Origin of the sequence: Mycobacterium sp. 852013-50091_SCH5140682 (genome assembly GCF_001665685.1) — a bacterium.
Taxonomy (GTDB): domain Bacteria; phylum Actinomycetota; class Actinomycetes; order Mycobacteriales; family Mycobacteriaceae; genus Mycobacterium.
On the sequence record NZ_LZTB01000075.1, the window covers coordinates 101,478 to 128,018 of the forward strand.

Annotated in this window: 24 protein-coding genes and 1 pseudogene; 10 read left to right on the plus strand and 15 right to left on the minus strand. The window is 67.4% G+C overall.

All coding sequences use genetic code 11. The features are described from left to right. Positions 1 to 13: 13 nt before the first annotated feature. The 11 genes from A5784_RS21325 to A5784_RS21375 all read right to left on the minus strand — a co-directional run bounded on the left by A5784_RS21325 (position 14) and on the right by A5784_RS21375 (position 10,513). Positions 14 to 634, minus strand: a complete 621-nt coding sequence (locus tag A5784_RS21325; protein WP_064946879.1) for an SRPBCC family protein — start codon at positions 632 to 634, stop codon at positions 14 to 16. After that, positions 631 to 3,018 (minus strand): xanthine dehydrogenase family protein molybdopterin-binding subunit, encoded by a 2,388-nt coding sequence (locus A5784_RS21330; RefSeq protein WP_082944987.1) that lies wholly within the window; start codon positions 3,016 to 3,018, stop codon positions 631 to 633. The genes A5784_RS21325 and A5784_RS21330 overlap by 4 nt, the downstream gene beginning before the upstream one ends. Beyond that, complete coding sequence (locus A5784_RS21335; protein WP_064946880.1) at positions 3,015 to 3,518, minus strand: (2Fe-2S)-binding protein; 504 nt, start codon at positions 3,516 to 3,518, stop codon at positions 3,015 to 3,017. Before A5784_RS21335 ends, A5784_RS21330 begins: the two co-directional genes overlap by 4 nt. Next, the gene (locus tag A5784_RS21340) at positions 3,515 to 4,408 is read right to left on the minus strand and encodes an FAD binding domain-containing protein (protein ID WP_064946881.1); all 894 of its coding nucleotides are present in this window, start codon (positions 4,406 to 4,408) and stop codon (positions 3,515 to 3,517) included. The genes A5784_RS21335 and A5784_RS21340 overlap by 4 nt, the downstream gene beginning before the upstream one ends. Further along, complete coding sequence (locus tag A5784_RS21345) at positions 4,405 to 5,229, minus strand: CoA-transferase subunit beta (RefSeq protein ID WP_197514825.1); 825 nt, start codon at positions 5,227 to 5,229, stop codon at positions 4,405 to 4,407. Before A5784_RS21345 ends, A5784_RS21340 begins: the two co-directional genes overlap by 4 nt. After that, a complete protein-coding gene (locus A5784_RS21350; RefSeq protein ID WP_082944988.1) occupies positions 5,226 to 6,191 on the minus strand; it encodes a CoA transferase subunit A in 966 nt (321 codons plus the stop codon). Before A5784_RS21350 ends, A5784_RS21345 begins: the two co-directional genes overlap by 4 nt. Continuing rightward, entirely contained in the window at positions 6,188 to 7,141 is a 954-nt protein-coding gene (locus tag A5784_RS21355; protein ID WP_064946882.1) for an LLM class flavin-dependent oxidoreductase, read from the minus strand. Before A5784_RS21355 ends, A5784_RS21350 begins: the two co-directional genes overlap by 4 nt. Positions 7,142 to 7,261: 120 nt before the next feature. Next, the gene (locus A5784_RS21360) at positions 7,262 to 8,143 is read right to left on the minus strand and encodes a 5-oxoprolinase subunit C family protein (protein ID WP_064946883.1); all 882 of its coding nucleotides are present in this window, start codon (positions 8,141 to 8,143) and stop codon (positions 7,262 to 7,264) included. Then, a complete protein-coding gene (locus tag A5784_RS21365) occupies positions 8,140 to 8,754 on the minus strand; it encodes a 5-oxoprolinase subunit B family protein (RefSeq protein WP_064946913.1) in 615 nt (204 codons plus the stop codon). The genes A5784_RS21360 and A5784_RS21365 overlap by 4 nt, the downstream gene beginning before the upstream one ends. Before the next feature lie 11 nt (positions 8,755 to 8,765). Next, the gene (locus A5784_RS21370) at positions 8,766 to 9,527 is read right to left on the minus strand and encodes a LamB/YcsF family protein (protein ID WP_064946914.1); all 762 of its coding nucleotides are present in this window, start codon (positions 9,525 to 9,527) and stop codon (positions 8,766 to 8,768) included. Positions 9,528 to 9,598: 71 nt separating this feature from the next. After that, entirely contained in the window at positions 9,599 to 10,513 is a 915-nt protein-coding gene (locus A5784_RS21375; RefSeq protein ID WP_064946915.1) for a LysR family transcriptional regulator, read from the minus strand. A 106-nt stretch (positions 10,514 to 10,619) separates the two neighbouring features. On the opposite strand from A5784_RS21375, the gene A5784_RS21380 reads away from it, so the two are divergent. The 3 genes and pseudogenes from A5784_RS21380 to A5784_RS39260 all read left to right on the plus strand — a co-directional run. Continuing rightward, positions 10,620 to 11,675, plus strand: coding sequence for a pyridoxal-phosphate dependent enzyme (locus tag A5784_RS21380; protein ID WP_232006175.1), 1,056 nt, complete (start codon positions 10,620 to 10,622; stop codon positions 11,673 to 11,675). 142 nt (positions 11,676 to 11,817) lie between these two features. Then, positions 11,818 to 12,756, plus strand: coding sequence for a hypothetical protein (locus tag A5784_RS21385; RefSeq protein ID WP_064946884.1), 939 nt, complete (start codon positions 11,818 to 11,820; stop codon positions 12,754 to 12,756). 202 nt (positions 12,757 to 12,958) lie between these two features. Continuing rightward, a pseudogene (locus A5784_RS39260) lies at positions 12,959 to 13,393 on the plus strand (type IV toxin-antitoxin system AbiEi family antitoxin); the annotation flags it as partial. A gap of 160 nt (positions 13,394 to 13,553) precedes the next feature. On the opposite strand, the gene A5784_RS21395 reads toward A5784_RS39260, so the two are convergent. Next, positions 13,554 to 14,021: a gamma-glutamylcyclotransferase family protein gene (locus A5784_RS21395; protein ID WP_029371029.1), complete on the minus strand. Its 468-nt coding sequence runs from the start codon at positions 14,019 to 14,021 to the stop codon at positions 13,554 to 13,556. Between the two features lie 41 nt (positions 14,022 to 14,062). Between A5784_RS21395 and A5784_RS21400 the strand changes: the two genes are divergently transcribed. From A5784_RS21400 to A5784_RS21410, 3 genes are all read left to right on the plus strand, one after another. Then, positions 14,063 to 15,478, plus strand: coding sequence for an NAD(P)H-quinone dehydrogenase (locus tag A5784_RS21400; RefSeq protein WP_064946886.1), 1,416 nt, complete (start codon positions 14,063 to 14,065; stop codon positions 15,476 to 15,478). Positions 15,479 to 15,552: 74 nt separating this feature from the next. Continuing rightward, the gene (locus A5784_RS21405; RefSeq protein ID WP_064946887.1) at positions 15,553 to 17,298 is read left to right on the plus strand and encodes a glycerol-3-phosphate dehydrogenase/oxidase; all 1,746 of its coding nucleotides are present in this window, start codon (positions 15,553 to 15,555) and stop codon (positions 17,296 to 17,298) included. Beyond that, positions 17,295 to 18,146 carry a pseudouridine synthase gene (locus A5784_RS21410; RefSeq protein ID WP_064946888.1) on the plus strand — a complete coding sequence of 284 codons (852 nt, stop codon included), beginning with the start codon at positions 17,295 to 17,297 and terminating at the stop codon, positions 18,144 to 18,146. Before A5784_RS21405 ends, A5784_RS21410 begins: the two co-directional genes overlap by 4 nt. A 4-nt stretch (positions 18,147 to 18,150) precedes the next feature. Here A5784_RS21410 and A5784_RS21415 read toward each other — a convergent pair whose 3' ends face one another. After that, positions 18,151 to 20,037: a glycoside hydrolase family 2 protein gene (locus A5784_RS21415; protein WP_082944990.1), complete on the minus strand. Its 1,887-nt coding sequence runs from the start codon at positions 20,035 to 20,037 to the stop codon at positions 18,151 to 18,153. 353 nt (positions 20,038 to 20,390) lie between these two features. Between A5784_RS21415 and A5784_RS21420 the strand changes: the two genes are divergently transcribed. Both A5784_RS21420 and A5784_RS21425 read left to right on the plus strand, forming a co-directional pair. Next, positions 20,391 to 21,161 (plus strand): SDR family NAD(P)-dependent oxidoreductase, encoded by a 771-nt coding sequence (locus A5784_RS21420; RefSeq protein WP_064946889.1) that lies wholly within the window; start codon positions 20,391 to 20,393, stop codon positions 21,159 to 21,161. Positions 21,162 to 21,166: 5 nt separating this feature from the next. Beyond that, on the plus strand, positions 21,167 to 21,775 hold the full coding sequence (locus A5784_RS21425; protein WP_156750693.1) for a hypothetical protein: 609 nt from the start codon (positions 21,167 to 21,169) through the stop codon (positions 21,773 to 21,775). 22 nt (positions 21,776 to 21,797) lie between these two features. Here the strand turns inward: A5784_RS21425 and A5784_RS21430 are convergent, their stop codons facing one another. Then, positions 21,798 to 22,487 (minus strand): TetR family transcriptional regulator, encoded by a 690-nt coding sequence (locus A5784_RS21430; RefSeq protein WP_064946918.1) that lies wholly within the window; start codon positions 22,485 to 22,487, stop codon positions 21,798 to 21,800. Between the two features lie 72 nt (positions 22,488 to 22,559). Here A5784_RS21430 and A5784_RS21435 point away from each other — a divergent pair, with 72 nt between their 5' ends. Together A5784_RS21435 and A5784_RS21440 are read left to right on the plus strand one after the other, a co-directional pair. Then, entirely contained in the window at positions 22,560 to 23,630 is a 1,071-nt protein-coding gene (locus tag A5784_RS21435) for a ferredoxin reductase (RefSeq protein ID WP_064946891.1), read from the plus strand. A 33-nt stretch (positions 23,631 to 23,663) separates the two neighbouring features. Then, positions 23,664 to 24,866: a fatty acid desaturase family protein gene (locus A5784_RS21440; protein WP_064946892.1), complete on the plus strand. Its 1,203-nt coding sequence runs from the start codon at positions 23,664 to 23,666 to the stop codon at positions 24,864 to 24,866. A gap of 253 nt (positions 24,867 to 25,119) precedes the next feature. On the opposite strand, the gene A5784_RS21445 is transcribed toward A5784_RS21440, so the two are convergent. Further along, the coding region (locus A5784_RS21445; RefSeq protein WP_082944991.1) for an HNH endonuclease signature motif containing protein at positions 25,120 to 26,541 on the minus strand (1,422 nt) is incomplete at its 5' end.

Below are 26,541 nucleotides of genomic sequence, written 5' to 3' on the forward strand. Positions count from 1 at the left end.
CCGACCTCCACGCTCAGTTCGGCCGGATCTTGGTGCTGAGGCGCTCCAGGAAGTTGGCCAGACGCTCGCGGGTGACGGCCCAGATCAGCGGCAGCACTTTGATTTCGCCGCCGGCGGCGCTCTTCGTGGCGGGTTCAAGCAATGTCACCGGCGCGGCCGGCGTCGCGGCGGACGCGGCGGCAGGCCGACCGGGATATTCGATGCGGTTGCCGAGTTCGCCGGCGAACGACACGAACATCTGGTTGCTCACGTCGCGGATCCCGCGGCCCAACGATGCGATGCGGCCCGTGAGATCGATGTCGGACACCACATCGATACGGCTGCCCGACTCGATGGGCTCGACCCGCAACGCGACATGCGCCACGACCGAACCGGATCCGCGCTTGTCACGTCCGGTGGCGTCCAAGACGATTCGCCGCGCTGCCGCGTCACGCTCGACGACCGAAGCCCGTCCCGCGTAGTTCATCTTCAGCGGTCCGATCGCGACGCGAAGCACGCCCTCGTAGCGGTCGTCACCGAGGTCGTCGACGAGTTCAGCACCGGGCATGCATTCGACCACACCTGCGGTGTCCTGCAGGAACGCCCACACATCGTCGGGGCGGGCCTCGACGTCGGTCTGATGCTGAAGCTTCATGCACTCATTCCCTTCTCGGACTCGCGTTGATCGAGCAGTGCCAGTACGCGTTCGGCGGTGATGGGTAACTGGGTGGGCCGGACACCGATGGCGGCTTCGACGGCGCTCGCCAGTGTTGCCGCGGGCGGCCCGATGGGTGGTTCACCGATGCCGCGTGCGTTGAGCGGGCCACGGCCCTCGCCACTTTCGACGACGGCGACCTGGATGTCGGGCAGGTCCATCGCCGTGGGGATGAGATAGTCGGCGAACAGCGATGACAGCGGATGGCCCGCGTCGGTGACGCAGTCTTCGGTCAGCGCATACCCGATGCCCTGGGCGGCGCCGCCGATGATCTGCCCGCGCACCCGGGTCGGGTTGATCGCCCGGCCGACGTCATGGCACGCGGCGTACTTGAGCAGCCGCACCTCGCCGGTTTCGAGATCGACCTCGACTTCGGCGGCGTGGGTGCCGAACGTGTAGTCGGGATAGGTGTGGCCCTGGCCCTTCTGCGGGTCGAATCCGCCTGAGCGGGCGCGCCAGCTGTTGAGCACCGAGGTGTCCACGCGGGCTTCGTTGGCCGCGCGGACCAGCTCGGGCAAACTCAGTCCGGTGCCACCTGATTCGGTGCGAACCATCCCGTCGACCCACACCAGAGCGTCTTCGGGGACCCCGAGTTCTTTCGCGGCGACGGGCGTCAGCTGGTCGCGCAGCTTGCGTGCCGCGCGCAGGATCGCATTGCCGGACATGTAGAGCTGACGGGTGGCGTAGGTGCCGCCGGCCGGTGGGGTGAGGGCCGTATCGCCGATGTAAACGCTGATGTCCGAGAGTGCCACACCCAGGATCTCCGAGGCGATCTGGCACAGGCTCGCTGCCTGCCCGGCCCCCAGATCGGTGACGCCGCTGCGGATGAGCAACGTGCCGTCCGCCTGCAGCGTGACCCACGCGGCGGCATGGTCGCGGAACCAGATGGAGCGGCCGTACGGCTGCATGCCACATGCGAAGCCCTGGCCGACGACCTTGTCAGGACCACTGGGCTGGCTTGGCGCGCCCAGCATGTCGAGCGCGGCGCGGCGGGTTTCCCGAACCGCGACAGCCGTCGTGAGCGGCTCGCCGCCGGCCAGCAGATCGCCCTTCTCGATGTAGTTGCGGTCCCGGATCTCTTCGCGGCTGAGGCCCAGTTCGGCTGCGAGTGCGTCCATCTGGGACTCGTACCCGAGAGTCACCTGCATGGCGCCGAATCCGCGGAACGCGCTCGTGGGAACGTTGTTGGTGAACACGGCTCGAGAGCGGATCCGGACGACGGGAACCTTGTACGGACCCGGCGACAATGCCGCTCCCGCGAACAGGACTCGGGCGCTCAGGCACGGGTAGGCGCCCGCATCGCCGACGATGTCGGCGTCGACGGCGAGGATCTTGCCGTCCTTGGTGGCCGCGGTGCGGTAGTGCATGGTGAACGGGTGGCGTTTGGTGCTCGCCAGGATCGATTCCTGCCGCGACCAGATCATCCGCACGGGGCGTCTGGTCCGCCAGACCAGCAGCGCGATGTAGGGCTCGACGGTCATGTCTTCCTTGCCGCCGAAGCCGCCGCCCATGTAGGACGCGATCACGCGGACCTGGCTCTGCGGCAACCCGAGGATCGTGGCGATCTCGACGGCGTGTTCGATCACCTGGGTCGAGATACGCAGTGTGACAACGTCGTTCTCGATCCACCCGACTCCGGCCTCGGTCTCGAGGTAGGCGTGCTCGGCATGCTGGCTGCGGTAGGTGTGGTCGATGACGACATCGGCCTGCTCGAACGCGGCGTCGATGTCTCCGCGCTCCAGATGCCAGTTGACCAGGACGTTGCCCTCGTCGTGCACGAGCGGTGCGCCGTCGGCCAGCGCGTCCTCCGGGCGGTACACGCCCGGCAATGGTTCGTATTCGACCTCGACGAGATCGGCTGCCTCCGCGGCCGTCTCGGGGTCGACGGCGGCCACCACCGCGACGGGTTCACCGACATAGCGCACCCGGTCGCGCGCGAGCACGGGCTGCTCGACGGTCAGTTCACCCAGACCGCCGCTGGCGTGCTCGATGATCGCGTTGTGCGGCACGTCGGCTGCGGTGAGCACGGCCACCACACCTTCGAGCCGCTCGGCGGCCGAGGTGTCGATCCGGACGATCTTCGCCGGGGCCATGTCCGAGCGGACGACTTTCCCGTGGATCATCCCGGGCAGGTTCCAGTCTGCGGCGTACAGCAGGGTGCCGCGGACCTTGTTGACGAAGTCGTGGTGGGCGGGTGACTGCCCAACCACGCGGAAATTGCGTTCGCGCTCCTCAGGTCCCGAATCCGCGTCCGGATCGAATTCCGCAGGGGCGCTGGGTGGTTCCGTGGTGTCCGGAGTGGTTCCCGGTTCGACGGTCGTCATCGGGCACCTCCCATCTCGGCGTGCGGAGTGGCCGGCGCGTGCAGGTAGTCCTCGACCGCGTCGACGATGGCTTGGTATCCCGTGCAACGACACAGGTTTCCGACCAGTTCATGGCGGATCTCCTCGCGCGTGGCGGCCGGGTTGCGTTCGGCCAGCGTGGCCGCGGTCAGCAACATCCCGGGTGTGCAGAAGCCGCACTGGGATGCGCCGCGCTCCAGGAAGCACTTCTGCAGCGGATGCGCGTCCTCCTGGGGATCCGACCAACCGCGCAGCGTGACGATCTCATGACCCTCGGCCTGAACGGCGTAGATGCAGCAGGCGCTCACGGGGTCGCCGTCCAGCAGAACAGTGCAGGTGCCGCAGACACCTTCGGCGCAGCCGTAGCGGACGTCGGGCATCCCGAGGTCGTCGTGCAGGACATCGAGCAGGGTGCGATCGTTGCGCACCCACACTTCGTGGTCACGGTCGTTGACGCGAAGCACCACCTGAGTCCGAATCATGCTGTGCCCTCCTCGGTGAGAACCTGCTGCAGTAGGCGACGGGTGTGCACGCCGACGAGTCGCCGTCGGTAATCGGCGGTCCCGTGCAGATCGGTGTCCGGGTCGAGCGACGCGGCGATCGCCTGCGCGCTCTCGCGGATCCGGTCCGGGTTACCCGGGTCGGACAGCGCGGGCGCCAGCAGATCCTGATCGACGAGCACCGGGCGGACGGCAACACCGCCGAGCACGACGCGGACATCGTCGGCTGCCCGCGCCATGACGGTGACGCTGACTGTCGCGAAATCCGAGTAGCGACGGACGACTTCGTGGAAGGCCCAACGACCACCGCCCCCGACCGGAATGCGGCCACCGATGACGACTTCGTTGGGTTCCATGGCCGTCGTGAGGTACGTGATGAAGAAGTCCTCGGCGGGGACGGTGCGAGTTCCGGCCGGGCCCTGCACGATGATCTCGCCGCCCATCGCCATGGTGACGGCAGCGATCTCGCCGGTCGGGTCGGCGTGGGCGAGGGTCCCTCCGAACGTGCCGCGGTTACGCACCCGCACGTTCCCGACGAACTGGACGGCGTGCGCCAACAGCGGTGCGTGGGTGCGTATCACCTCGGACGTGGTCAGCGTCCGGTGGCGCGTGTTGGCGTCGACGACGATGTGCCCGCTCTCCACACGAGGAGCCGCGGCGGGGATGGGGTTGATGTCGATCAGGGCGGCCGGAGCGGCCAGGCGCAGGTTCAGCATGGGGATCAGGCTTTGCCCGCCGGCGAGTATCTTGGCTTCGCCGTCCCACAATTCGAGGAGTTCGACTGCGTCGGACCATGTTTCGGCGCGCTGGTATTCGAAGGACGTCGCCGGGGTGGGTCCCACGGGCGTCGGCACGGTCTCCTGCACCGTCATGCCATCTCCTCCTCGCCGCCGACAAGACGGCGCAGCAGGGCGAGCTCTGCGGCGTCCACCGGTGGTAGCACTTCGATCTCATCGTGCACAAGCAACTCGAATGCGGTTGCGGCCCTTACCTGGTCGAGGGTAACGCCGGCCTGCAGTGCGCGCACCCGCATCCGGTGGGATTCCGGGTGAAAGTCGAGCAAGGCCAGATCGGTGACGACCCATCGGGGTCCGCCGAACAGCAACCCGCTGTCGCGCCGGCTCGTTCCTCCGGTCAAAAACCCTGGGCTCGTGACGAAGTCGACACGCTCGACGAACCGTCGCGGCTCGTGCTGTGTCACCACCACCACCTGGTTACACATAGAGGCGATGTCGTTGGCGCCGCCGGGGCCGGGCAGCCGCACCGACGGTTTCGCGGGGTCACCCACCACGCTGGTGTTGACGTTGCCGTACTGGTCCACCTGGGCGACGCCGATGACGCCGTAGTCGAAAAACCCGCGCTGGGCCATCAGAAAGATATCGGTTGCGGTGGTGAGCATTTGAGCACCGACCGCGGCGCGTACCTCATTGGTCGACGCAGGCAGTTCACCGGGCAGCAGTTCGATGCCGATCATGCCGCCTTCCAGGAGCACCGTCAGCGACGGGGCTTGCCGACGCTTGGCGATCGCAGCGGCCACCAGCGGCTGGCCGATCCCTGCGAACAGCACCTTGCCGTCCTCGAGGAGCCGACTGGCGGCGATGGTCATGATCTCGTCGGGCTTGGCGTCGCGCACGTGAGGAGCAGAATTGCCAGGGTGCTGGACGCCACGCTCTCGCGTCATGGACTCGGTCATCGGGGGAGCATCTCCTGCGCGGTGCGACGTACGGCTGCCAGCCGGGTGGGATCGATCGAAGCCAGATAGGCGTCGTGGTCGGGGTGGGCGGTGAGTGCTGCGACGTACGACCGGGCGCCCTCGACGCCTTCGCTCTTCACGGCCTGCATGTACGCGGTGAACTCATCGAGGTCGGCTTCGTAGTGCCCGTAGCACTCGTGTGGGTAGGCGCCCATCGGCTGGTGCACGACCGCGTCGACCGCGAATCCCGGGATCACCGTCCGTCCCGGGTCCAGCCGGAGTTGGTCGGTGGTCACGATCTCCTCGGCGGTGACGATGACGCGGCAGGCGGCCAGCGCCAGATCGGCGTCCATCAGTTGGTAGCCGTCGATCTGGGCGTTGCCGAGGGGATCGGCACGTTGCACGTGAAGCAGCGCCACGTCGGGGTTGAGGCTGGGGACGGCGTTGAGCAGCTGACCCGTGTAGGGACAGGTCACCTTCGCCAATCCCAACTGTGCGTCGATGTCGGAGCCGAGCATGCTCAGCGTGGGAACGTAGGGCACGCCCATGGCTCCGGCCTTGTAGCGCAAGCCGATTCCGAGGTGGCTCCACTCTTCGAAGACCGGCAGGCCGTCCTCGACCAGTTTCCGCACCACCGGGGCGAGACCCCAGCCGTGCCCGATGCCGACCCAACTGGTCATGATGCGCTCGGCGGTCCCGGTGGCCAGCATGAGTTCCGCTTCGAAACACGACAGGGGCCGAGTCATCGTCAGCCCGGTGCGGCCCTGGCGCAGGATCTCGATCAGCAGAGCCATGGGGGTGCGGGCGTGGTTGGTGCCGCCCACCCCGATCACGGCATCGTTTCCGACCAGCCGCCGTACGGCTTCGGCTGCCGTGGTGAGCTTGTCATCGCTGTTGCGGTCGTGCCCTTCGAGTTCCCGACGCGCCGCGGCGGCGTCAGGGGTCATCAGCCGGCCGCTCATGCCACGCCCACCAAGCTGCCCAGCAATGGGCGGACCTCCGCGGCGAAGCGTTCCACCTGCTCGGGGTCGTAGGCGTGGGGGACCAGGCAGATCTCCTGCACACCGGCGTCAAGGTGGGCGGCGATCTGCTCGGCACAGTCCTCGGGGGTTCCGCAGATGGCGCTTTCCGGGGTGGCGTTGCTCCACTCCGGTGTGTCGAAGTAGGACGCCAGCCATGGACCGGTCAGCGCCTGCGCCTGCTCCCGCGACGAGCCGATGCAGATCGGCAGCTGGTTCAGCGAGTGCAGCTGATCGGGGTCGCGGCCGGCCTCTTCGGCGAATCTCCGTATCTTCGACCAGGATTCGGTAAAGGCTTCCGCGGTGTAGAAGTAGGTCAGCCAGCCATCGCCAAGGGTCGCAACGCGTTTGAGTACCCGGTCGACGTATCCGCCGATGAGAACCTGCGGCCGCGGCTGCGGTAGGGGGAGCATCTTGACGCGCCGAAACGACAGATCGTCCCAGGTGCCGGTCACGTCGTCCTGAGTCCAGAGGTTCATGCAGATGTCGAGGTTACGCTCGAAGATGCGTCCGCGCCCGTTGAATGGTGTTCCTGTGGCGTCGAATTCGCGTTCGTACCAGCCTGCCGCCACTCCGAGGCGCAGCCGCCCGTTCGAGATCGACTGAATGGTCGCGGCGGTCTTGGCCAGCAGCGCGGGGTCACGGATCGGCAGAACCAGCACCCCGGTCCCGAGTTCGATGGTGCTGGTGTGGCTGGCCAGCACCGCGAGCGTGGTGAGCACTTCCAGCTGGGGGAAGGGCTGCCGACTGCCGAGGAACAGGTGATCCCACGCCCACAACGAGGAGAAGCCGAGCTCTTCGGCGCGACGGGCGGTGCTGAGCAACTCGTCGATCCGAGGTGTCTTCTGAGCTGAGGTGAAATTCTCCACGGCTAACCCGAAAGTTGCGGGCATGGCGGCCGTCCTCTCTGTTACGTCGCAGCTGTTACGTCTGAGGCCTGGTGAGGCGTCACGTTATGCCACGCCGCCGCGCCCTTCTATGGCAGCGCTAGCCAACTCACCGGCTGCTGTTTGTCACTGCTTGCCATTCAGCTCCGGGCGGCGGACCGCGAAGCGGATGCGGGTGCCCGGCACAGCCTGGGCGGCCGCGTTTACCGCCGCCCCGGGTACGACGCCGATGACGGGATAACCGCCGGTCACCGGCCGGTCGGCCAGGAACAGCGTCGGACGTCCCCTCGTCGGCACTTGCAGCGCGCCCAGCACCACGCCCTCGCTGGCGAGCTCCCCGCTGCGCCTGCGGGGGAGCTCCGGCCCGTCCAGGCGGATGCCGACGCGGTCCGCGTCGGCGGTGACGGTGAACTCGTGGCGGCTCAGCCGGTCCAGTGCCTCGTCGGTGAACCAGTCATCGCGCGGGCCCAGCGTCAGCGGTAAGGTCATGGTGCTGTGCCGCGGTTCGGCCATCGGCGCGAAATCCGTTGCAGGCCAGTCTGTTTTGAGCCCGCCGACGCCCAGCACGTCCCCCGCTCGCAGCGGCGGGGTGCCCAGCTGCGCCATGGTGTCCCATGACATCGACCCGAGTACGCACTCGCCGAGCACACCGCCTCGCACCGCGACGTAGCTGCGGAGTCCGGCAGTGGGCACGCCGAGCGTGATGCGGTCTCCGGCGCCCACCGGAAACGCGGTGTTGAGGCCCGGCGAGCGGCCGCGGCAGGACACGGGCACCGACGCACCCGTCACAGCGATCAGCGCGGGAGCGTCGACGCTGAATGCCATGCGGCCCAACGTGACTTCGATGCACGGCGCACCGGATCGATTGCCGACGAGACGGTTCGCCAGGTCGTAGGACGCCCGGTCGGCCGCGCCGGACTGCCCGACGCCGAGGTGACCCAACCCGCGCCTGCCGCGATCCTGCAGCAGCGCAAGCACTCCGACCGACTCGACGGTGAGGTGCTTCATCGGCCCACGTCACGGAATTGCACGACCGCACCCGGGCGCAACACCGCAGGCGGATCGGCCGAGGAATCCCATAACACCGCATCGGTGTGACCCAACAGTTGCCAACCGCCGGGGGAGACGCGCGGGTAGACCGACGAGAACTGGCCCGCGATGGCGACCGCGCCGGCAGGCACCCGGATGCGGGATTCGTCGCGCCGCGGTACCTGCAACCGGGGGTCACCACCGGTCAGGTACGAGAAGCCGGGAGCGAATCCGCAGAACGCGACCCGCCACGGCGTGCCGGTGTGGGCGGCCACCACCTCGGTCACCGTCAACCCGGTCAGCCGCGCCACATCGGCGAGATCCGCACCGTCGTAACGCACATCGATGATGTGGTGCTCCTCGTCAAGGACGCCATCGGTGTCCGGCGCGAGCCTCTCTAGAGCACTGCGCAGCGGCGCTGCGCTCGTCACCTCCGGATCCACGGTGACCAACAGGGTCGTCAGGCCCGGAACCACCTCCTGCACGCCGGGCAGGTCGGCTTGCCGGACGGCCGCCGCCCAGCGGTGCACCGATCGGTTGTCGCCGACGTCGAGCAGCCACGCGTTCTCGCCGCAGGCCCTCACGGGCACCGGATCGACCGTCACCGAATGGGGAAGAGTTCGACCCCCGCAGCCTCGAGCGCAGCACGGGTCTTGCGTGCGATGTCGACGGCGCCGGGCGTATCGCAGTGCACGAGGAGTGCTTCGGCGGTGACGTCGACCTCGCTGCCGTCGTTGGCGGTGAGGTGACCTTCGGTGACCATCTGCACGGCCCGCGCCGCGGCCGCGTCGGCGTCGGTCAGCAGGGCGTTTGGCTCACTGCGGGACTGCAACAGCCCTTCGGGGGTGTAGGCGCGGTCGACGAACGCCTCGGCGATCATGCGCAGCCCGGCCTCCTTGCCGAGTCGCCACACCTCGGTGCCGACGGCCGCGAGAAGCGGGATGTCGCCGCCGAATTCGTCGGTTGCGTCGACGAGGGCCTGGGCGTGCTCGGTGTCCTTCGTGGCGACGTTCCACAGTGCGCCGTGCGCCCGTACGAAATCGACCTTGCCGCCGGCCAAGCGCGCGAAGACCTCCAGCGCCCCCATCTGGTAGAGCAGATCGTCTCGCAATTCGGAGCCGGGGATCGCGATATAGCGTCGACCGAAGCCGTGCAAGTCGCGGTAGCTCACCTGGGCGCCGATCGCCACATTGTTCTTCACCGAGATCGCGCATGTGCGGCGCATGATGCCGGGGTCTCCGCCGTGGAAGCCGCAGGCGATGTTGGCACTGGTGACGATCTCGAGCAGGGCGTCGTCGTCACCCAGGCTCCAGCGGCCCAGTCCCTCGCCGATGTCGGTGGTCAAAGCTACGCGTGGCGCCATGGTCCTCCTGCCCTCCTTCGGGTCGTCGTGCTCCGAGTATCCCTGGCGGAATGACGCGCGAACAGCGCCGGTCACTGACGCTCATCAGTCAGTGAAACTGCCGATTCTTGGAATCTCCCGTGCAGCGACCGCCGAACGGCCCGCACCGACGGATCGCCGGTGCGGGCGTGGCGGCTCAGCGCCACCAGCGTGCGCGACCACCCCGTCGGCACCCGGACCAGCGGCGCGGTCTCGCGCTGCGGGGGCAGCACCAGCCGCGGCAGCACGCTGGCCGCCGCGCCCTGGCGGACGATCAGCAAGAGCAGTTCGAGGTCATAGGACTCGTATTGCACGGTCGGGGTGAAGCCGAGGCCAAGGCAGTGCTGCACCGCCCAGGTGCGCGAGGCGGCGCCGACCGGTTCCAGCGCCCAGGGCAGTGCCCCGCCGGTCTGCATGAAGTCGCGGCCCTTCAACGCCGATGCCGCGACCACGGCCTCCAACGGGTCGTCGGCCAGCACCTCGCGGTGCACATACCCGGGCAGGGCAGGCGCGGCGCCGGGGTACTCCTCGCTGACCACCAGGTCGAATTCGCCGCTGAGCAGCGCGGGAACGGCCACCTCCGGCTCGGACTCGACGAGCTCGACCCGCAGTCCCTGGTGTCGGTGCTGGCAGTCCAGCAGCGCGGGAACCAGCGCGCGGGCGGCGCTGCCGAACGCGGCCACCCGGCATGTCCCGGTCGGTGGTTCCTCTCCGGAACGCAGTTCGGCCTGGGCCAGTTCGAGTGCGGCGAGAATGTCGGAGCCCCGATCGGCCAGGCGCTGTCCGGCCTCGGTGAGCCGGACGCCGCGGCCGACGCGTTCGAGCAGCGGGGCGCCGGCCTCCCGTTCGAGCAGCGCCAATTGCTGGGAGATGCCCGAAGGGCTCATGTGCAGGGCCTCGGCCACCGACGCGATCGTGCCGCGATGGCTCAGTTCCACCAGAAATCGCAGACGACGGACATCCAACATCACCCGAGTGTAGGGAAACATCAGTAATGCTGCCGGGTTGACGGCAGCAATCGGTGATGTTGTCCGGCCGTCTCAGTGCCTACTGTTCCGAGTCAGGAGGTGTGCCGTGCTGACGACCGAACCGTTCGTGCTCAACCCCGAGTGGGCCCCAGGAGGTGCTGCCGCGCCGCGACAGACCGACGAGATCAGGCGGTTTCACGAAACCCTGCCCGAATACGCCGTGACGCCGTTGGTCGCGTTGCCGACGGTCGCCGACACGCTGGGGTTGGGCACAGTGCTCGTCAAGGACGAGTCGCTACGACTCGGCCTGCCCGCATTCAAGATGCTGGGCGCCTCGTGGGCCGTGCACCGCGCCCTGCGCTCGTCGGCGCAGTCTCGCCCCCGGCTCGTCACCGCCACCGACGGCAACCACGGCCGAGCGGTGGCTCGCATGGCCGCACTGATGAAACTGCCCGCGACCATCGTCGTCCCCGAGGGGGTGTCCGCACGAGCCATCGACTTGATTCGCGCCGAGGGCGCCGACGTCCGCGTCCTCGACATGCCGTACGACCGCGCGGTCGATCATGCCGCCACGCTCGCCGACACCGACCCGGATTCGCTTCTGATACAAGACACTTCGTGGCCCGGTTATGAAGAGGTCCCGCAGTGGATCGTCGACGGGTACGCGACGCTGTTCGACGAGGCCGCCGAACAGGCCGCGGCGCTCTCCGCCGGCTTCGACCTCATCGTCGTGCCGGCCGGTGTCGGCTCACTGGCCCACGCCGCGGTGATTTTCGGTCAGTCCCACCCCGATTGCCGCATCATCGCGGTCGAGCCCGACGTCGCCGACTGCGTGCGGGCCAGCCTGTCCGCGGGCACCCTCACCACAGTGCCGACCGGCCAGACCAGCATGGCCGGGCTCAACTGCGGCACCCCGTCCTACCTCGCCTGGCCCGACCTGCATAAGGGACTGGCGGGAGCGGTGGTGGTCGACGACGAGGCGGCTGCCGAAGCCATCGCCGACCTGGCGCCCCTCGGTGTCGACGCCGGCCCGTGCGGTGCGGCCGGCCTGGCCGGGCTACGCATCCTGGCAGCCGATCCCGTCCGCACGCATCTTGGCCTCGGCCCCGATTCCACGGTCCTGCTGCTCAACACCGAGGGTTCCAGCGCCTCCGGCGGGTAGCTCTGGTTGCGGGGTTGCGGGGTTGCGGGTTGGGGGTTGCTCGCCCTGCACCGCGAACGTGCGTGTCTGCCGCCCAACACGCCGTATGGCGTCAGCATTTTTGCCGCGCTCGCGGTGTCGTGAGCGCTCTTAGGCTGCTGATGTGACCGATACACCCGACGATGAACTGGCCGCGGCGACCGCAGCATTGCGTGAAACCACCTCGTTGCAGCAGCGGTTGTTGACTGCACGCAGCAAAGCCGAAGGTTCCGCAACTGCGGCCGAGGCGGCCAAGCAACACATTGCGGAGGAGGCGAAGGACGTCCGCAAATTGGAAACCCTTTCCCTGACGGGCATCCTGTCGCGGCTCAAGGGTTCCCACGCCGACGACTTGGCCCGGGAAACGGCCGAACAAGAAGCGGCGCAATACGAATACCGGGTCCGCGAAGCCCGCGCGCTCGCCGATCAACGCAATGTCGACGATCTCCAGCGTCGGCTCGACGAGATGGGCGACGTGACGGCGCGGCACGCCAAGGCATTGACCGCCAAGGAACAGTGGTTGCGGCAGACCGGCGCTCCGGCCGCGAGGCGGTTGGCCGAAATCGCCGAGAGGCGAGGGCATTTGACGGCCGAACTCGCCGAGATCGGTGAGGCCAGGGCCGCAGGAAAGCGAGCGACGGCCGATCTGCGCACGGCGGCCGAACGGATCGACAGTGCACGGTCCTGGTCCGCCTACGACACGTGGTTCGACGGCGGGATGATCGCGAGCATGATCAAGAACAACAGGCTCGACGATGTGGTGTATTGCCTGCGGTCAGCCGACCAGGAGCTGCGGACGTTCACCACCGAACTGGCCGACGTTCACATGCAGGGCGTCCAGAGCCTCGAAATAAGTTCATTCACAAGGACTCTCGACGTCTGGTTCGACAACTTCTTCACCGATCTCATGGTGCGTGATCAGATCATCGAAGCCCAGCAGAAAGTCGGCCAGGCGATCGAAGGGGTCGAGGCCGTGCTGGCTCGGCTCGATGCGCGTCAGCAAGAGCGCGCGGACGAGTTGGCCCAGCTGCAGGCGGAGCGGACAGCGCTGCTGACGCGTTGACCTCACGGTGCCGCGTCGACCTCGCGCCGCACCCCGCACCGCGAACGTGCGTGTCTGTTGCCCAACACGCCGTCCGGCGTAGGTATTTCACGCACTTTCGCGGGCGCCCGAACGTGGCGAAGTTATCCACAACCCGTCGCTTATCCACAATTTGGGCACCACCACCTTCCGAAAAGCGGTTTCGGTGTCGACGCTCGTCGACATGGACTCACAACTCGCAGAGCTGTTCACGACTCAACGCGGTGTCGCCACCAGTGCCCAGATCCTCGGCATGATCACCCGTCATGCGTTCGACAAAGCGGTGGATACCGGTGTGCTGGAACGGATATGGCAGGGCGTCTACTGCCTGGGCGAGCCGACTGACGATCTGCGGCTCCGCGGGCTGGACCTGTCGTGTGGCCGAAAAGTCGCCGTCTGTCTCGGCACTGCGGCAGCGATGCACGGATTCGACACAGAAGACCCACCGGACCTGCATGTCCTCAACCCGCCGGGCGGTCAAATGCGGTCGACGGACGGATTGGTCGTGCACCGTCGCGACGACGCGCCACTGACGTTGGTCGACGGCAGATACGCCACCGCCCCGGCGTGGACCGCCGTCGAGGTGGCGCGGGCATTGCGGCGGCCGCGGGCGCTGGCAATGAGCGGCCGGGGGAGATGGTTGCGCGGATCAATGGGCGACTGCGTCGCGCTTGCGCAGCGTGAGGGTGCGCAGAGTGCCGACGACATACGGCGAGTTGCCCGGCAGACGCGCACGCTCGCGGTGCAAGGTGCTAGGCCCAAGCCGCAAGGCGCCAGACCTACGGGCCGATGTTGCGGGCAGGCCGGGTTCGCAGGTCGTGCACATACTCCGGCGGAGCCCCGGCGATCTCGGCGGCATCGGCCATCACCCCGAGGTAGCGGGCGGACGGCAGTCCGCCCTCCCAGGCGTCGACCACGTACAGCCAGGCGAGTACCGGGTCGGTGGTGGTGTCCGAAGACAGTCGGTCGACCCGGCACCGGATCTTCTTGTGGAAGCCGAGCTCGGAGCCCTCCCAGCGGTCCAGCGAGTGCTCGTCGGCCGGGGTCATGTCGTAGAGCACCACGAACACCTTCGAGAGCGGATCTTCGACGACGGTCGCCAGCGCCCCCTCCCAGCCGATGTCTTCCCCGCCGAAGGTCAGCCGCCAGCCGTGCAACCAGCCTGTTCCCGCCATCGGGGAGTGCGGAGCCCGCTCGAGCATCTGCTCTGGATGCATGTTCGACCCGTAGGCGGCGTAAAGCGGCACGGTAAGACAGCTTAATGGGCGAAGTTCGTTAGGTTAGTGCGGTGGCAACGCGCATCGTGATCATCGGCGGTGGCCCCGCCGGCTATGAGGCGGCGCTGGTCGCCGCTGCCCGCGGCCCCAAGGTCGCTCATGTCACCGTCGTCGACTGCGACGGCATCGGTGGCGCCTGCGTGCTGTGGGACTGTGTGCCGTCGAAGACGTTCATCGCGTCAACGGGTGTGCGCACCGAGCTGCGTCGGGCGCCCAACCTGGGCTATTCGCTGGATCTGGACGACGCCAAGATCTCGTTGACCCAGATCAACGAGCGGGTCAAGAGGCTGGCGACGGCCCAGTCCGCCGACATCGCCGAGCGGCTGCGCAGCGAGGGCATCGACCTGATCGAGGGTCGCGGCGAGTTGATCGACGACCGCCCCGGCATGGCGCAGCACCGCGTCAAGGTCACCGGCTCCGACGGACGCGTGAGCCAGTTGACCGCTGACGTCGTGCTGATCGCCACGGGTGCGAGCCCGCGTGTGCTGCCCAATGCGGCACCGGACGGTGAGCGCATCCTGAACTGGCGCCAGCTCTACGACCTGGACACCCTGCCCGAGCACCTCATCGTGGTCGGTTCCGGTGTGACCGGCGCCGAGTTCGTGAACGCCTACACCGAGCTCGGTGTCACGGTGACCGTGGTGGCCAGCCGCGATCAGATCCTGCCGCACGAGGACTCCGATGCCGCGGCCGTGCTGGAAGACGTGTTCTCCGAGCGCGGCGTCACGTTGATCAAGAACGCGCGCGCCGATTCGGTCACCCGCACCGACACGGGCGTACGGGTGGCGATGGCCGACGGACGTGCTGTCGAGGGCAGCCACGCGCTGATGACCGTCGGCTCGGTGCCCAACACCGGCGGCCTGGGTCTGGAACGGGTCGGCGTCGAACTCGGGCCGGGCAACTACCTCACCGTCGACCGGGTGTCGCGCACCACGGTGCCCGGTATCTACGCGGCGGGGGACTGCACCGGCCTGCTGCCACTGGCTTCGGTGGCGGCCATGCAGGGCCGCATCGCGATGTACCACGCGCTCGGCGAGGCGGTTGCCCCGATCCGGCTGCGCACGGTGGCGGCCGCGGTGTTCACCCGGCCGGAGATCGCGGCGGTGGGAGTGCCCCAGGCCAAGATCGACGACGGTTCAGTGCCTGCCCGCACTCTGACCCTGCCGTTGAACACGAATGCTCGGGCCAAGATGTCGAGCCTGCAGCACGGCTTCGTCAAGATCTTCTGCCGCCCTGCCACCGGTGTGGTGATCGGCGGCGTGGTGGTCGCCCCGATCGCGTCGGAACTGATCCTGCCGATAGCGCTGGCCGTGCAGAACGGCATCCCGGTCGCCGAACTGGCCCAGACTTTCTCGGTGTATCCGTCGCTGTCCGGCTCGATCACCGAGGCGGCCCGTCAGCTGATGAAGCACGACGATCTGGATTAGTCCGGAGGCGACGCGCGTCACCCCGCCGCCGCGGAACCGCGCACATCGTTTCGAGCCCACGTAGCCTGGGGACCGTGACTGACCCGATCTCTGCACCGGGCGACGGGCAAACCCTCCTCGGACCTGAACAACGTGCGCAAGCTTGGCAGCAACTGAGCGACGAGCAGTTCGATGTCGTCGTCATCGGCGGCGGCGTTGTCGGCGCCGGTGCGGCCTTGGATGCGGCCACCCGAGGGCTCAAGGTTGCTTTGGTCGAAGCCCGGGATTTCGCATCGGGCACGTCCAGTCGCAGCTCGAAGATGTTCCACGGCGGCCTGCGCTACCTGGAGCAACTGGAGTTCGGCCTGGTGCGCGAAGCCCTCCACGAGCGCGAGTTGAGCCTGACGACCCTGGCGCCGCACCTGGTCAAACCGCTGCCGTTTCTGTTCCCGCTCACCAACCGGTGGTGGGAGCGTCCGTACGTGGCAGCCGGGATATTCCTGTACGACCAGCTCGGTGGCGCGAAATCCGTTCCGGCACAAAAGCATCTGTTCAAAGCGGGGGCGCTGCGGCTGGCGCCCGGCCTCAAACGCAGCTCACTGATCGGCGGGATCCGGTACTACGACACCGTCGTCGACGACGCCAGGCACACCATGACGGTGGCCCGGACCGCGGCGCATTACGGCGCGGTGGTTCGGACCTCGACCCAGGTGGTCGCCCTGCTCCGCGAGGGCGACCGGGTCACCGGTGTGGTGGTGCGTGATTCGGAGAACGGAGCCGTCACCGAGGTCCGTGGCCACGTCGTGGTCAACGCAACCGGCGTATGGACCGATGAGATCCAGGCCCTCTCCAAGCAGCGCGGCCGGTTTCGGGTGCGCGCGTCCAAGGGCGTGCACATCGTGGTGCCGCGGGACCGCATCGTCAGCGAGGTCGCGATCATCCTGCGCACCGAGAAGTCGGTGCTGTTCGTCATCCCGTGGGGCACGCACTGGATCATCGGGACCACCGACACCGATTGGAACCTCGACCTGGCCCATCCGGCGGCCACCAAGGCCGATATCGACTACCTCCTCGGCCACGTCAACACGGTGCTGGCCACCCCGCTGACCCACGACGACATCGACGGCGTGTACGCCGGGCTGCGTCCGCTGCTGGCCGGTGAGAGCGAGGAGACTTCCAAGCTGTCACGTGAGCATGCCGTCGCGGTGCCGGCCCCCGGGCTGGTGGCGATCGCCGGCGGCAAGTACACCACCTATCGGGTGATGGGGGAGGACGCCATCGATGCGGCGGCCGAGTTCGTCCCGACCCGGGTGGCGACGTCGATCACCGAGAAGGTGCCGCTGATGGGCGCCGACGGTTATTTCGCGCTCATCAACCAGACCGAGCATGTCGGCGCGCATTACGGTCTGCATCCGTACCGGGTGCGGCATCTGCTCGACCGGTACGGCTCGCTGATCGGTGAGGTGCTCAAGATGGCAGAGGGACGGCCCCACCTCCTCGAGCCGATCTCCGCGGCGCCGGTGTATCTGAAGGTGGAAGCCTGGTACGCGGCGGCCGCCGAGGGCGCTCTGCACCTGGAGGACATCCTGGCCCGGCGCATGCGGGTCTCGATCGAATACCCGCACCGCGGTGTCGACTGTGCTCGCGAGGTCGCCGAAGTCGTTGCGCCGATATTGGGTTGGAGCACCGAGGATATCGACCGCGAGGTCGCCACGTATCTCGCGCGGGTTGAGGCCGAGGTGTTGTCGCAGACGCAGCCCGACGACGAGTCCGCCGATGCGCTGCGCCAGGCCGCACCCGAGGCGCGCGCCGAGATTCTCGAGCCCGTGCCGCTCAATTGAGAAGGCCCGCCCCGCTGCCGGTGCGCGACGGGCTGGGCCCGGCGCGGTTGCGGTTGTGGGGCGGCAACGTGTTCGACGAGTTGCAGACGCGGTTCGGGATCGGCGCGAAAGTGCTTGCCGGAGAAGTGGTGTGCGCGGACGGTTCGATCGTCGATGCGGCGACGACGCTGCGGGCAGGCGCGCATGTGTTCTTCTACCGCGACCTGCCTGACGAGATAACCGTGCCGTTCGACATCCCCATCCTGTACCGCGACGACGACATCGTCGTCGTCGACAAGCCGCACTTCCTGGCCACCATGCCTCGTGGTGGACACGTCGCGCAGACCGCGCTCGTGCGGCTGCGCCGGGAGTTGAACCTGCTGGAGCTGAGCCCCGCGCACCGGCTGGACCGCCTCACCGCCGGGGTGCTGCTGCTCACCACACGTCGTGAGTTGCGTGGCCGATACCAGACGCTGTTCGCCCGCGGCGCGGTGCGCAAGACCTACGTGGCGCGGGCGCCCGGGACACCCAACACCGCGCTGCCCACTGTGCTGCGCAGTCGGATCATCAAGGAGCGCGGGCGTTTACAGGCTTTCGAGGAACCCGGCGAGCCCAACGCCGAGACGCTCGTCGAGGCACTCGGTGACGGCCTCTACCGACTGACCCCACATACCGGGCGCACCCACCAGCTGCGCGTGCACATGACGTCCCTGGGTGTGCCGATCCTCGGTGATCCGTTGTACCCCAACGTGATCGACGTGGCGCCTGACGACTTCAGCGCGCCTCTGCAGCTGCTGGCGCAGCGTCTGGAATTCGAGGATCCGGTGACCGGCCGGACGCGCGAGTTCGTCAGCCGCCGCACCTTGTGACGGCTCAGCTGCGGCCGGGCGCCGGCTCGGTGCCACCCGCAGCGATCACCGCACGATTCTGAGCGGCGACGGCGGCAACGTCGACCTTGACCAGCCTGCGGTCGTAGCTGAGGTAGCCGTTCACCTCATTCTCGACATCGGTTGTCTGCGTGTAGATCGCGCCAGATAGGCCACCGACACGGACCTGCCGTTCCAGATCGCGGCCGATGTCGAGATACCGCTTGGTCAATTGTGCTTGGTCGCCGGTCATCTCGTAGGCCTCCGGCGGACCCGGCCACCGATTGTCCGGCAGCACCAGCCCGATGCCGCCGTACTCGCCGATCATGGCCGCCCGCCCGTCATGTACGGCGGTGCCGCCCGGGCCGACGTAAGTGTGGTCGTCGTAGATGTCACCGGCGCCGCTGTCGGGGCGCGACTTGCAGCAGTTGACCCCGCTCTCGGCGTCCACCAGCCTCGTCGGGTCTTGGGCCTTGACCTGATTGGCGATTCGCGCGGTGTCGTATTCGCCCCAGCCCTCGTTGAACGGCACCCATCCGACGATCGAGGTGACGTTGTGCAGCTGATCGACGATCTGCGACAGCTCCTTCTCGAACTGCCCTTTCGCGTCGGGAGGCGGGTCGGGGTCAGGGCCCCATGGGCCGCCGATCGGCACGCCAAGAGATGGCATGTCCTGCAGCACCATCAAGCCCAGTTTGTCGGCCCAGTAGTACCAGCGGGCCGGCTCCACCTTGGCGTGTTTGCGAACGGTGTTGAGCCCCAGCTTCTTTACCTGCTCGAGGTCCGATTTCAGTGCGTCGTCGGTGGGTGCGGTGTAGATACCGTCGGGCCAGTAACCCTGATCCAGAACGCCTTGCAGGAAGGCGATCTGGTTGTTCAGCGCGATGCGCGGACGGCCCTGCGCGTCCCTGACGAGGCCGATGGTGCGCAGCCCGCCGTAGCTGGAAACCTCGTCGACCATCTTCCCGGACCGGTTGATCAGCCAGACCTTGATGCCGTACAGGTAGGGATCGTCGGGCGTCCAAAGGTGTGGGGCTGGCACCGGGACCCGAATTGTGTCGCCGGGCTTGCCGGATGCGCGGGCCACCTCGCGGCCGTCACGCGCGGCGACAGACACGACGACGTGCCCGGGATCGGGACCGGTGATCGCGGGTGTGACGGCGAAACTGCTGAGGTCCGGCGTGATGTCCAGCTTGCTGACGTGCGTCGCCCGCACCGGCTCCATCCACACGGTCTGCCAGATACCCGATGCGCCGGTGTAGGTGAGCCCGTGCGGCTGGTTGCGTTGCTTGCCGACGGCGTACGGGCTGTTCTCGTTGTGGTCCTCGACCCGCACGGCCAGGCTCTGCGGGCCAGGCCATTGCAGGGCGTCGGTGATATCCACGGTGAAACTGGTGTAGCCGCCCTCGTGGTAGCCGACCTGACGGTTGTTGACCCAGACGGTGGCAACCTGGTCGACGGCACCGAAGTGCAACAACACCCGTTGGCCCCACCAGGTACGCGGAACCTTCAGCGTCTTGTGGTACCACATCTGATCGTCGTGACGCTGGATGCCGGACAGCGCGGACTCTGTCGGATAGGGCACCAGGATGCGCTCGTGATAGTCGTTGGGCCCCGGAGGATTTGGCGCCGACCAACCGGTGTAGTCCCAACCGCCGTTGAGGTTCCGCCAGTGCGTGCGGGCCATCTGGGGGCGCGGGTATTCCGGCAACGCGTGTGCGAGATCGACCAGCTGCGTCCACGGGGTGGACAGCGGCGGTTGCCGGTGCTGCCAGCTGTCGATCGCGTGCGCGGGTACCGGGAAGGCGACGCCGGCACCCAGTACGAGTACCGCCACCAGGAGCCGCAGCACCCATGCCCCGCGCAGATGCCACGCGCGTGCGCCGGCGTCCATGATCGTTCCCCCACAGATCGACGTTCAGTGTCCCCATCAGCAACGCTGCTGGTGTAGTGCCGGCCAGATCCCCGCCGCACATGCCGAACGGATCGAGCGACCAATGGCGAGACTGGCACAGTCCCCGCGGCTCGACCGCCGATACATGAATCGACGGCACAGCACCGTTCGTTACAACCCCCACCGTACCGAACGCCACATCGGGGGTGAACTGCTTGTTCGCTGCCAATTATCAAGGCCGGTAAGCAGTTTCCCGTGGTAGGCGGTGCGACGGTGCTTACCGGCACTGCGACCTCCCGACCAGCGACAGCAGATACGTCCAGCGTCGAACTGGCACGTGTTCTACTGACGGGGTGGACCGTCAGAAATTTGACCAGCTGTTCGACATGACCGACCGCAGCGTCATCGTGACCGGCGGAACCCGCGGCATCGGATTGGCCTTGGCCGAGGGGTTCGTGCTCGCGGGCGCGAAAGTCGCGGTGGCCAGCCGGAAGGCCGACGCATGCGAGGCCGCCGCCGCGCACCTGCGCGAGTTGGGCGGTGAGGCCATCGGTGTGCCCACCCACAGCGGCAACATCGACGACCTCGGCGCGCTGGTGGACCGCACCGTGGCCGAGTTCGGCGGGGTCGACGTGGTGGTCAACAATGCTGCCAACGCATTGGCGCAACCGCTCGGGTCGATGACGCCCGAGGCGTGGGCCAAGTCCTACGAGGTCAACTTGCGTGGTCCGGTGTTCCTGGTGCAGCACGCACTGCCGTATCTCAAGGAGAGTCCGCACGCCGCAGTGCTCAACATGGTCTCGGTCGGCGCGTTCAACTTCGCACCCGCACTGTCCATCTACGCATCCGGTAAGGCGGCGCTGATGTCGGTGACCCGGTCGATGGCCGCGGAGTTCACGCCGTTCAACATCCGGGTCAACGCGATCGCGCCGGGGCCGGTCGACACTGACATGATCCGCAACAATCCGCAGGAGGCCATCGACCACATGGTCGGGGGGACGCTGATGAACCGGCTGGCCACGCCCGACGAGATGGTCGGCGCAGCCTTGTTGCTGTGTTCGGACGCCGGCAGTTACATGACCGGCCAGGTGATCATCGTCGACGGCGGCGGGACGCCCCGGTGACGGCGATGGGCGAAGGCGAATTCACCCGGCCGGTCGAACTCGCCGGGGTCGACGGCACCCGAGTCCGGCGTAGTCGGGCAGGCCTCCAGTTGACGTTGCGTCCGGAGGGCATGACATTGGTGCGTGACGGCGCAGCGACCGAGATCGCCTGGCATGAGATCACGGGCATCACGCAGATCGCGATGATGCCGCGGTGGTCTACCACCAAAGCCTGGGCCATCATGGGCCCGGCAGGTCCGATTTATCCCTACGAGTTCGACAAACAGTGGACGACTGGGCCGATCGGACGTTGGCTGGCGCATTACCGGCCCGATCTCGAACTGCCCGATGCGTCCGATGCCGTGACGCTGCCGCTCGGCATACCGCAGCGGATCTACCCGTGGGTGATCGCACCTGGTGTGCTCATCGGCGTCGTCGCCCAAAAGATGATGGGCACGTCACTACTGGTGTCAGTCTTCGGGACCGTCGGTTGTCTGGCCGTGATTCTGTTGTGCGTCAGCTCACCTCGAAGAGTTCGCATCGCAGGCGGTGTCGCAGTGACGATCGGGTGTGTGTCGGTGCTGGTCGCGGGTCTGGCGTGGCTGATCGGTGCTGCCGGGCTATCGTCGCTGTGACGCCGCGGCATCCGCCCGGCCGCTAATTTTCGCTGTGCCAGCCCTGCACGCCGACGGCGATCATGCGCAGTTGCTTGATCGCGGTGCGATGAATCGCATCCACACTTTGGGCGTCCGCTGCGTCTTCTAGGGCCTCGGCGATCGAGATCATCGCATTGACGAACAGGTTGGCGAGGATGTTGAGATCCTCGCTGCTCCACTCGGTCAGACCGGGGAAGCGGGCCAGGTCGATCGCCAGTTCCGAGGTGATCAGCCGGATCTCGGTGCGGATGGCATAGCGCAGCACCGAGACCCCACTGTTGCGTTCGCGGGAGATGAACCGCCAGTGTTCGCGGCGCTCGTTGACGCTGCTGATGAGGATGTCGGCCGAGGATTCGATGACGCGACGCGGGTCGAGCTTGCCTGCGCGGGCGCCGCGCAGCATGTCGCGCAAGGACCGGAAGGACTCGTCGATGAGCACCAGACCGAGGGCGTCCATCGAATCGAAATGGCGGTAGAACGCGGCAGGCACGATGCCGGCCTGACGGGTCACCTCCCGCAGGCTCAGCGAGCTGAAGCTCTGTTCCTCCAGCAGTGTGAGCGCGGCGGCGATGATCGCGCGGCGGGTCGCTTCTTTGCGTTCTTCACGAGACAGCGGGTCCCGCGAGCGCGATGACTCTGAGCTGCGCGGTCGTGATCTCGGTGTTCGTGAATTGGGCGTACGGGTGTTCACTGATGTGAAGCGTACCACAACCAGCAATTTCACCGTTGACAGCCCCCTTGTTACCGGCGGTACTGTGCACACATGTTCACTCAAACTTTGACAGCGGGAGTTCGCCGGCGGGTATCCAGCTCGTCGCTGGTGAACCTGCTGACCGGACCCCATGGGGTCGACAGATACACCGAGCTGGTGGAGCCGACCTGGACGCGCGGCGACGCTCGCGCCAAGGTGATCGCGGTGCGGCGCCAGACGCCGCGCAGCGTCACGCTGACCCTGGAACCGAACGACGCGTTCACCGGATTCCGGGCCGGCCAGCACATCAACCTGTCCGTCGAGATCAATGGGCGGCGCCGCACACGGTGCTATTCGCCCGCAAGCGCCGAAGGCGCGGGCACCATCGAGCTGACGATCGGCCGCCACGACGGCGGCCTGGTGTCGAACTACCTGTGCGACCACGCCTACGCGGGCATGGTGCTGGGGCTGGACTCCGTCGGCGGTGACTTCGTGATGCCGGCCGTGCGGCCGCGTCGCATCCTGTTCGTGTCCGGCGGCAGCGGCATCACCCCGGTGTTGTCGATGCTGAGGACGCTGCGGGCCGAGGGCTTCACCGGCGAGGTCGCCTTCGTCCATTACGCACGCACCGTCAATGAGGCCTGCTACCGGTCGGAGCTCGCAGCGATGCGCGGTGTGCGGGTGCTGCACGGCTACACGCGCGGCGGCCAGGGCGAGGTGACCGGGCACTTCGACGCCGGACACCTGGCCGCGGCGTTCCCTGGGGCCGCTCCGGACGCGGTCTACGTCTGCGGGCCCGCAGCACTCGTCGACGCCGTGCGCGAACTGTGCCCCGACGCGCAATCAGAAAGCTTCGTGCCGCCGACGTTCACGGTCACCGCTGAAGCGACCGGAGGTGCTGTCACCTTCACCAACAGCAACATCACCGTGACCGATGACGGTCAACCGTTGCTCGCGCAGGCCGAGGCCGCAGGCCTGACACCGGAAAGTGGCTGCCGCATGGGCATCTGCCACAGCTGCACGCGGTTCAAAACCCGTGGTGCCGTGCGCAACCTGATTACCGGCGCGGTGTCCAGCGCTGATTGCGAAGACATCCAGATCTGCGTCACCGCACCTGTCGGCGACGTCGACATCGACCTCTGACCCCAGATCTCTCCAACCCGAAAGGACCCTCACATGTCCGAGAAGAAGATCTACACCCTGACCCCCGAGCAAGCCGACGCGTTCGGTGCTGAACTCGACGCCATCCGCGAGCGCGTCATCGCCGACCTCGGCGAGCGCGACGCCACCTACATCCGCAACATCATCAAGACCCAGCGCAAGCTTGAGGTCGGTGGCCGGGCGTTGCTGTTCGCCTCGATCTTCCCGCCGTTCTGGCTGGCCGGCACCACCATGCTCGGGATCGCCAAGATCCTCGACAACATGGAGATCGGCCACAACGTCATGCACGGCCAGTACGACTGGATGGGCGATCCGGCCATCTCCAGCAAGGCATTCGAGTGGGATACCGCGTGCCCGGCCGATCAGTGGCGGCACTCGCACAACTACATGCACCACACCTACACCAACATCGTCGACATGGACCGCGACATCGGCTACGGCATCCTGCGGATGAGCGAGGACCAGAAGTGGTCGCCGTACTACCTCGGCAACCCGGTCTACGCCTTCCTGCTGATGGTGTTCTTCCAGTACGGCGTGGCACTGCACGAACTGGAGACCGAACGCATCCGGTCCGGCGAGATCAGCATCGCCGACAAGAAGGATGTGCTGCGCGGTATCTGGGCGAAGACCAAGCGCCAGACGCTCAAGGACTACGTGGCCTTCCCGCTGCTGGCCGGGCCGTTCGCGCCGTTCGTCTTTGCCGGCAACATGACCGCCAACCTGATGCGCAACGTGTGGTCGTACATGATCATCTTCTGCGGGCACTTCCCCGAGGGCACTCAGGAGTTCTCCATCGAAGAGACCGAAAACGAGTCCCGCGGCATGTGGTACTTCCGGCAGTTGCTCGGCTCGGCGAACCTGACCGGTGGCCGGTGGTTCCACATCCTGAGCGGCAACCTGTCCTTCCAGATCGAGCATCACCTGTTCCCGGACATCCCGGCCCACCGGCACGCGGAGATCGCCGTCGAGGTCCGTGAGATCTGCGAACGTTACGGTCTGCCCTACAACACCGGCCCGCTGCACAAGCAGTTCGCCAGCGTGGTGCGCAAGATCGTCCGGCTGGCGCTCCCGTGGGGCGGCCGCGGCAAGGATTCCGAGCCCGCCGACAAGCCCGTCGAGGTAATCGACTCGGTGGCCGAATCCGTGGTCGACGTGACCGAGCCTGTGAACAACGATGTTTCGCCAACGGCAGAGCGCGAACTGGTGCTCGTGCCCTGATACTCGCATCGTGACCGCCGTGAGGGCGAAGTCGGACTACCGGCTTCGCCCTCACGGCTTTTCGGGCGCAGGGTGCACCGCAGCATCGCAGCGTTGCCGTCGACCCGCTTGTAGCCAAGGCGGCCCAGGGGTCATCGTCACCGGTGCTCCCGGTGAGTTGTTGATGTTTGTCGCGGGTCGCGAGCAGGCCGAGGTGGCGTTCTCGGGCGACGATGATGCTTTCGCCGCCCTGGCGTTCGGCCCGCCCCGGCCTCTAGGGGTCGTCGGGTCCGTCGCGGTTGTTGGGGCTGTGTGCGGGGTTTGCGTCGTCCTGCCGGTCGGCGGGGGCTTCAAGCTCCCGGTCGGTTTCCGGTGTTGCGTGCACATCGATCTCTGGCTCGCTGTCCGAGCAGCTCAGGTCCTCAGAGTCGCGGTGGTCTTCCGGGGTCGGGTCGGCGGTCTCGCTGGCATGACTCACTGGTTCGCTGTCGGGGCAGAACTGGTCCTCAGGGTCGTGGTCTTCCGCATCACGTACTGACTCGTCGGGCCAGAACTGGTCCTCACGCCCGTGGTGGCTTTCCGAGGCCGGGTCGGCGGCGGTTTCTGAACCGATGGGCTCGCCGGTGGCCGGGTCGCTGTGCGACGCGTGGTCGTCGGCGTTCGCGGCGTCGGCATTGCTTGTCGAGTCTGCGTCACTCACTGACTCGTCAGGCCAGAACAGCCTCTCCGGCTCGCGATGGTCTTCCGGGGTCGGGTCGGCGTCTCCGGTGTTGGGGTGGAAGAGGTCGTCGGGGTGCCAGTAGTGGTTGAGGCGGTCTTGGCCGGTGTCGAGTAGGGGTGGGGGGACCCATTCGACGCGGCCGTCGTCGCGGATGCGGGTGGTCCAACCGTGGTCGCTGACCAGGCGGTTGTCGGGGCCGCAGGCCAGGGTCAGGTCGGTGACGTCGGTCTGCCCGCCTTTGGCGAAGTCCAGTGCGGCGTGATGGCCTTGGCAACGGTCCGGCGGGTGCGGGCAGCCCGGTTTGGTGCAGCCCCCATCGCGGGCGTGCAGCGCGATGCGTTGCCCTATCGAGGCGATGCGCTTGCTGCGCCCCAGATACAGCGGCACCTCTTTATGGTTGGCGAACACCGCCAGGTAATGCCGCGCGCGGGCGGCCATCCGGATCACCTGCGGGATGGACAACCGGGTACCGCTGGCGGTGGTGGCGATCCCGGCCGCCGATTCCAGCTCGCGCACGGTGGTGGAGATGATCACCGATACCGGCAGTCCGTTGTGCTGGCCGAGTTTTCCCGAGGCCAGCATCGCGCGGCCCACCGCCAGGACGGCGTCGTGGGTGCGTTGCGCGGCGGTGCGGGTGTCGGCGGCGATGGCTTCGGCGCTGGGGGTGCCCTCCACACAGGGATGCTCATCGGCCCGGTTGCACATGCCCGGGGCGCCCAGCTTTGCCAAGATCGCTTTCCAAGTGGCGGCGGTTTCAGCGTCGAGATTCCCGTGAATCTTGCTCAACCCGTCACGCCCCTGCGCGGAGATGGTGATGCCGCGGCGACGTTCCTGGACCGATTCGGCCGGTTCGGGCCCATCCTGATTGAGCAGAAACGTGATGCGCTCGGCGCAGCGCCGCAGGATGTCCGGGGAGTTACCGACGGCGATGCGGGCCAGATCCGCATCGGTCTGCTCGCGGGTGGCCCCGTCCAG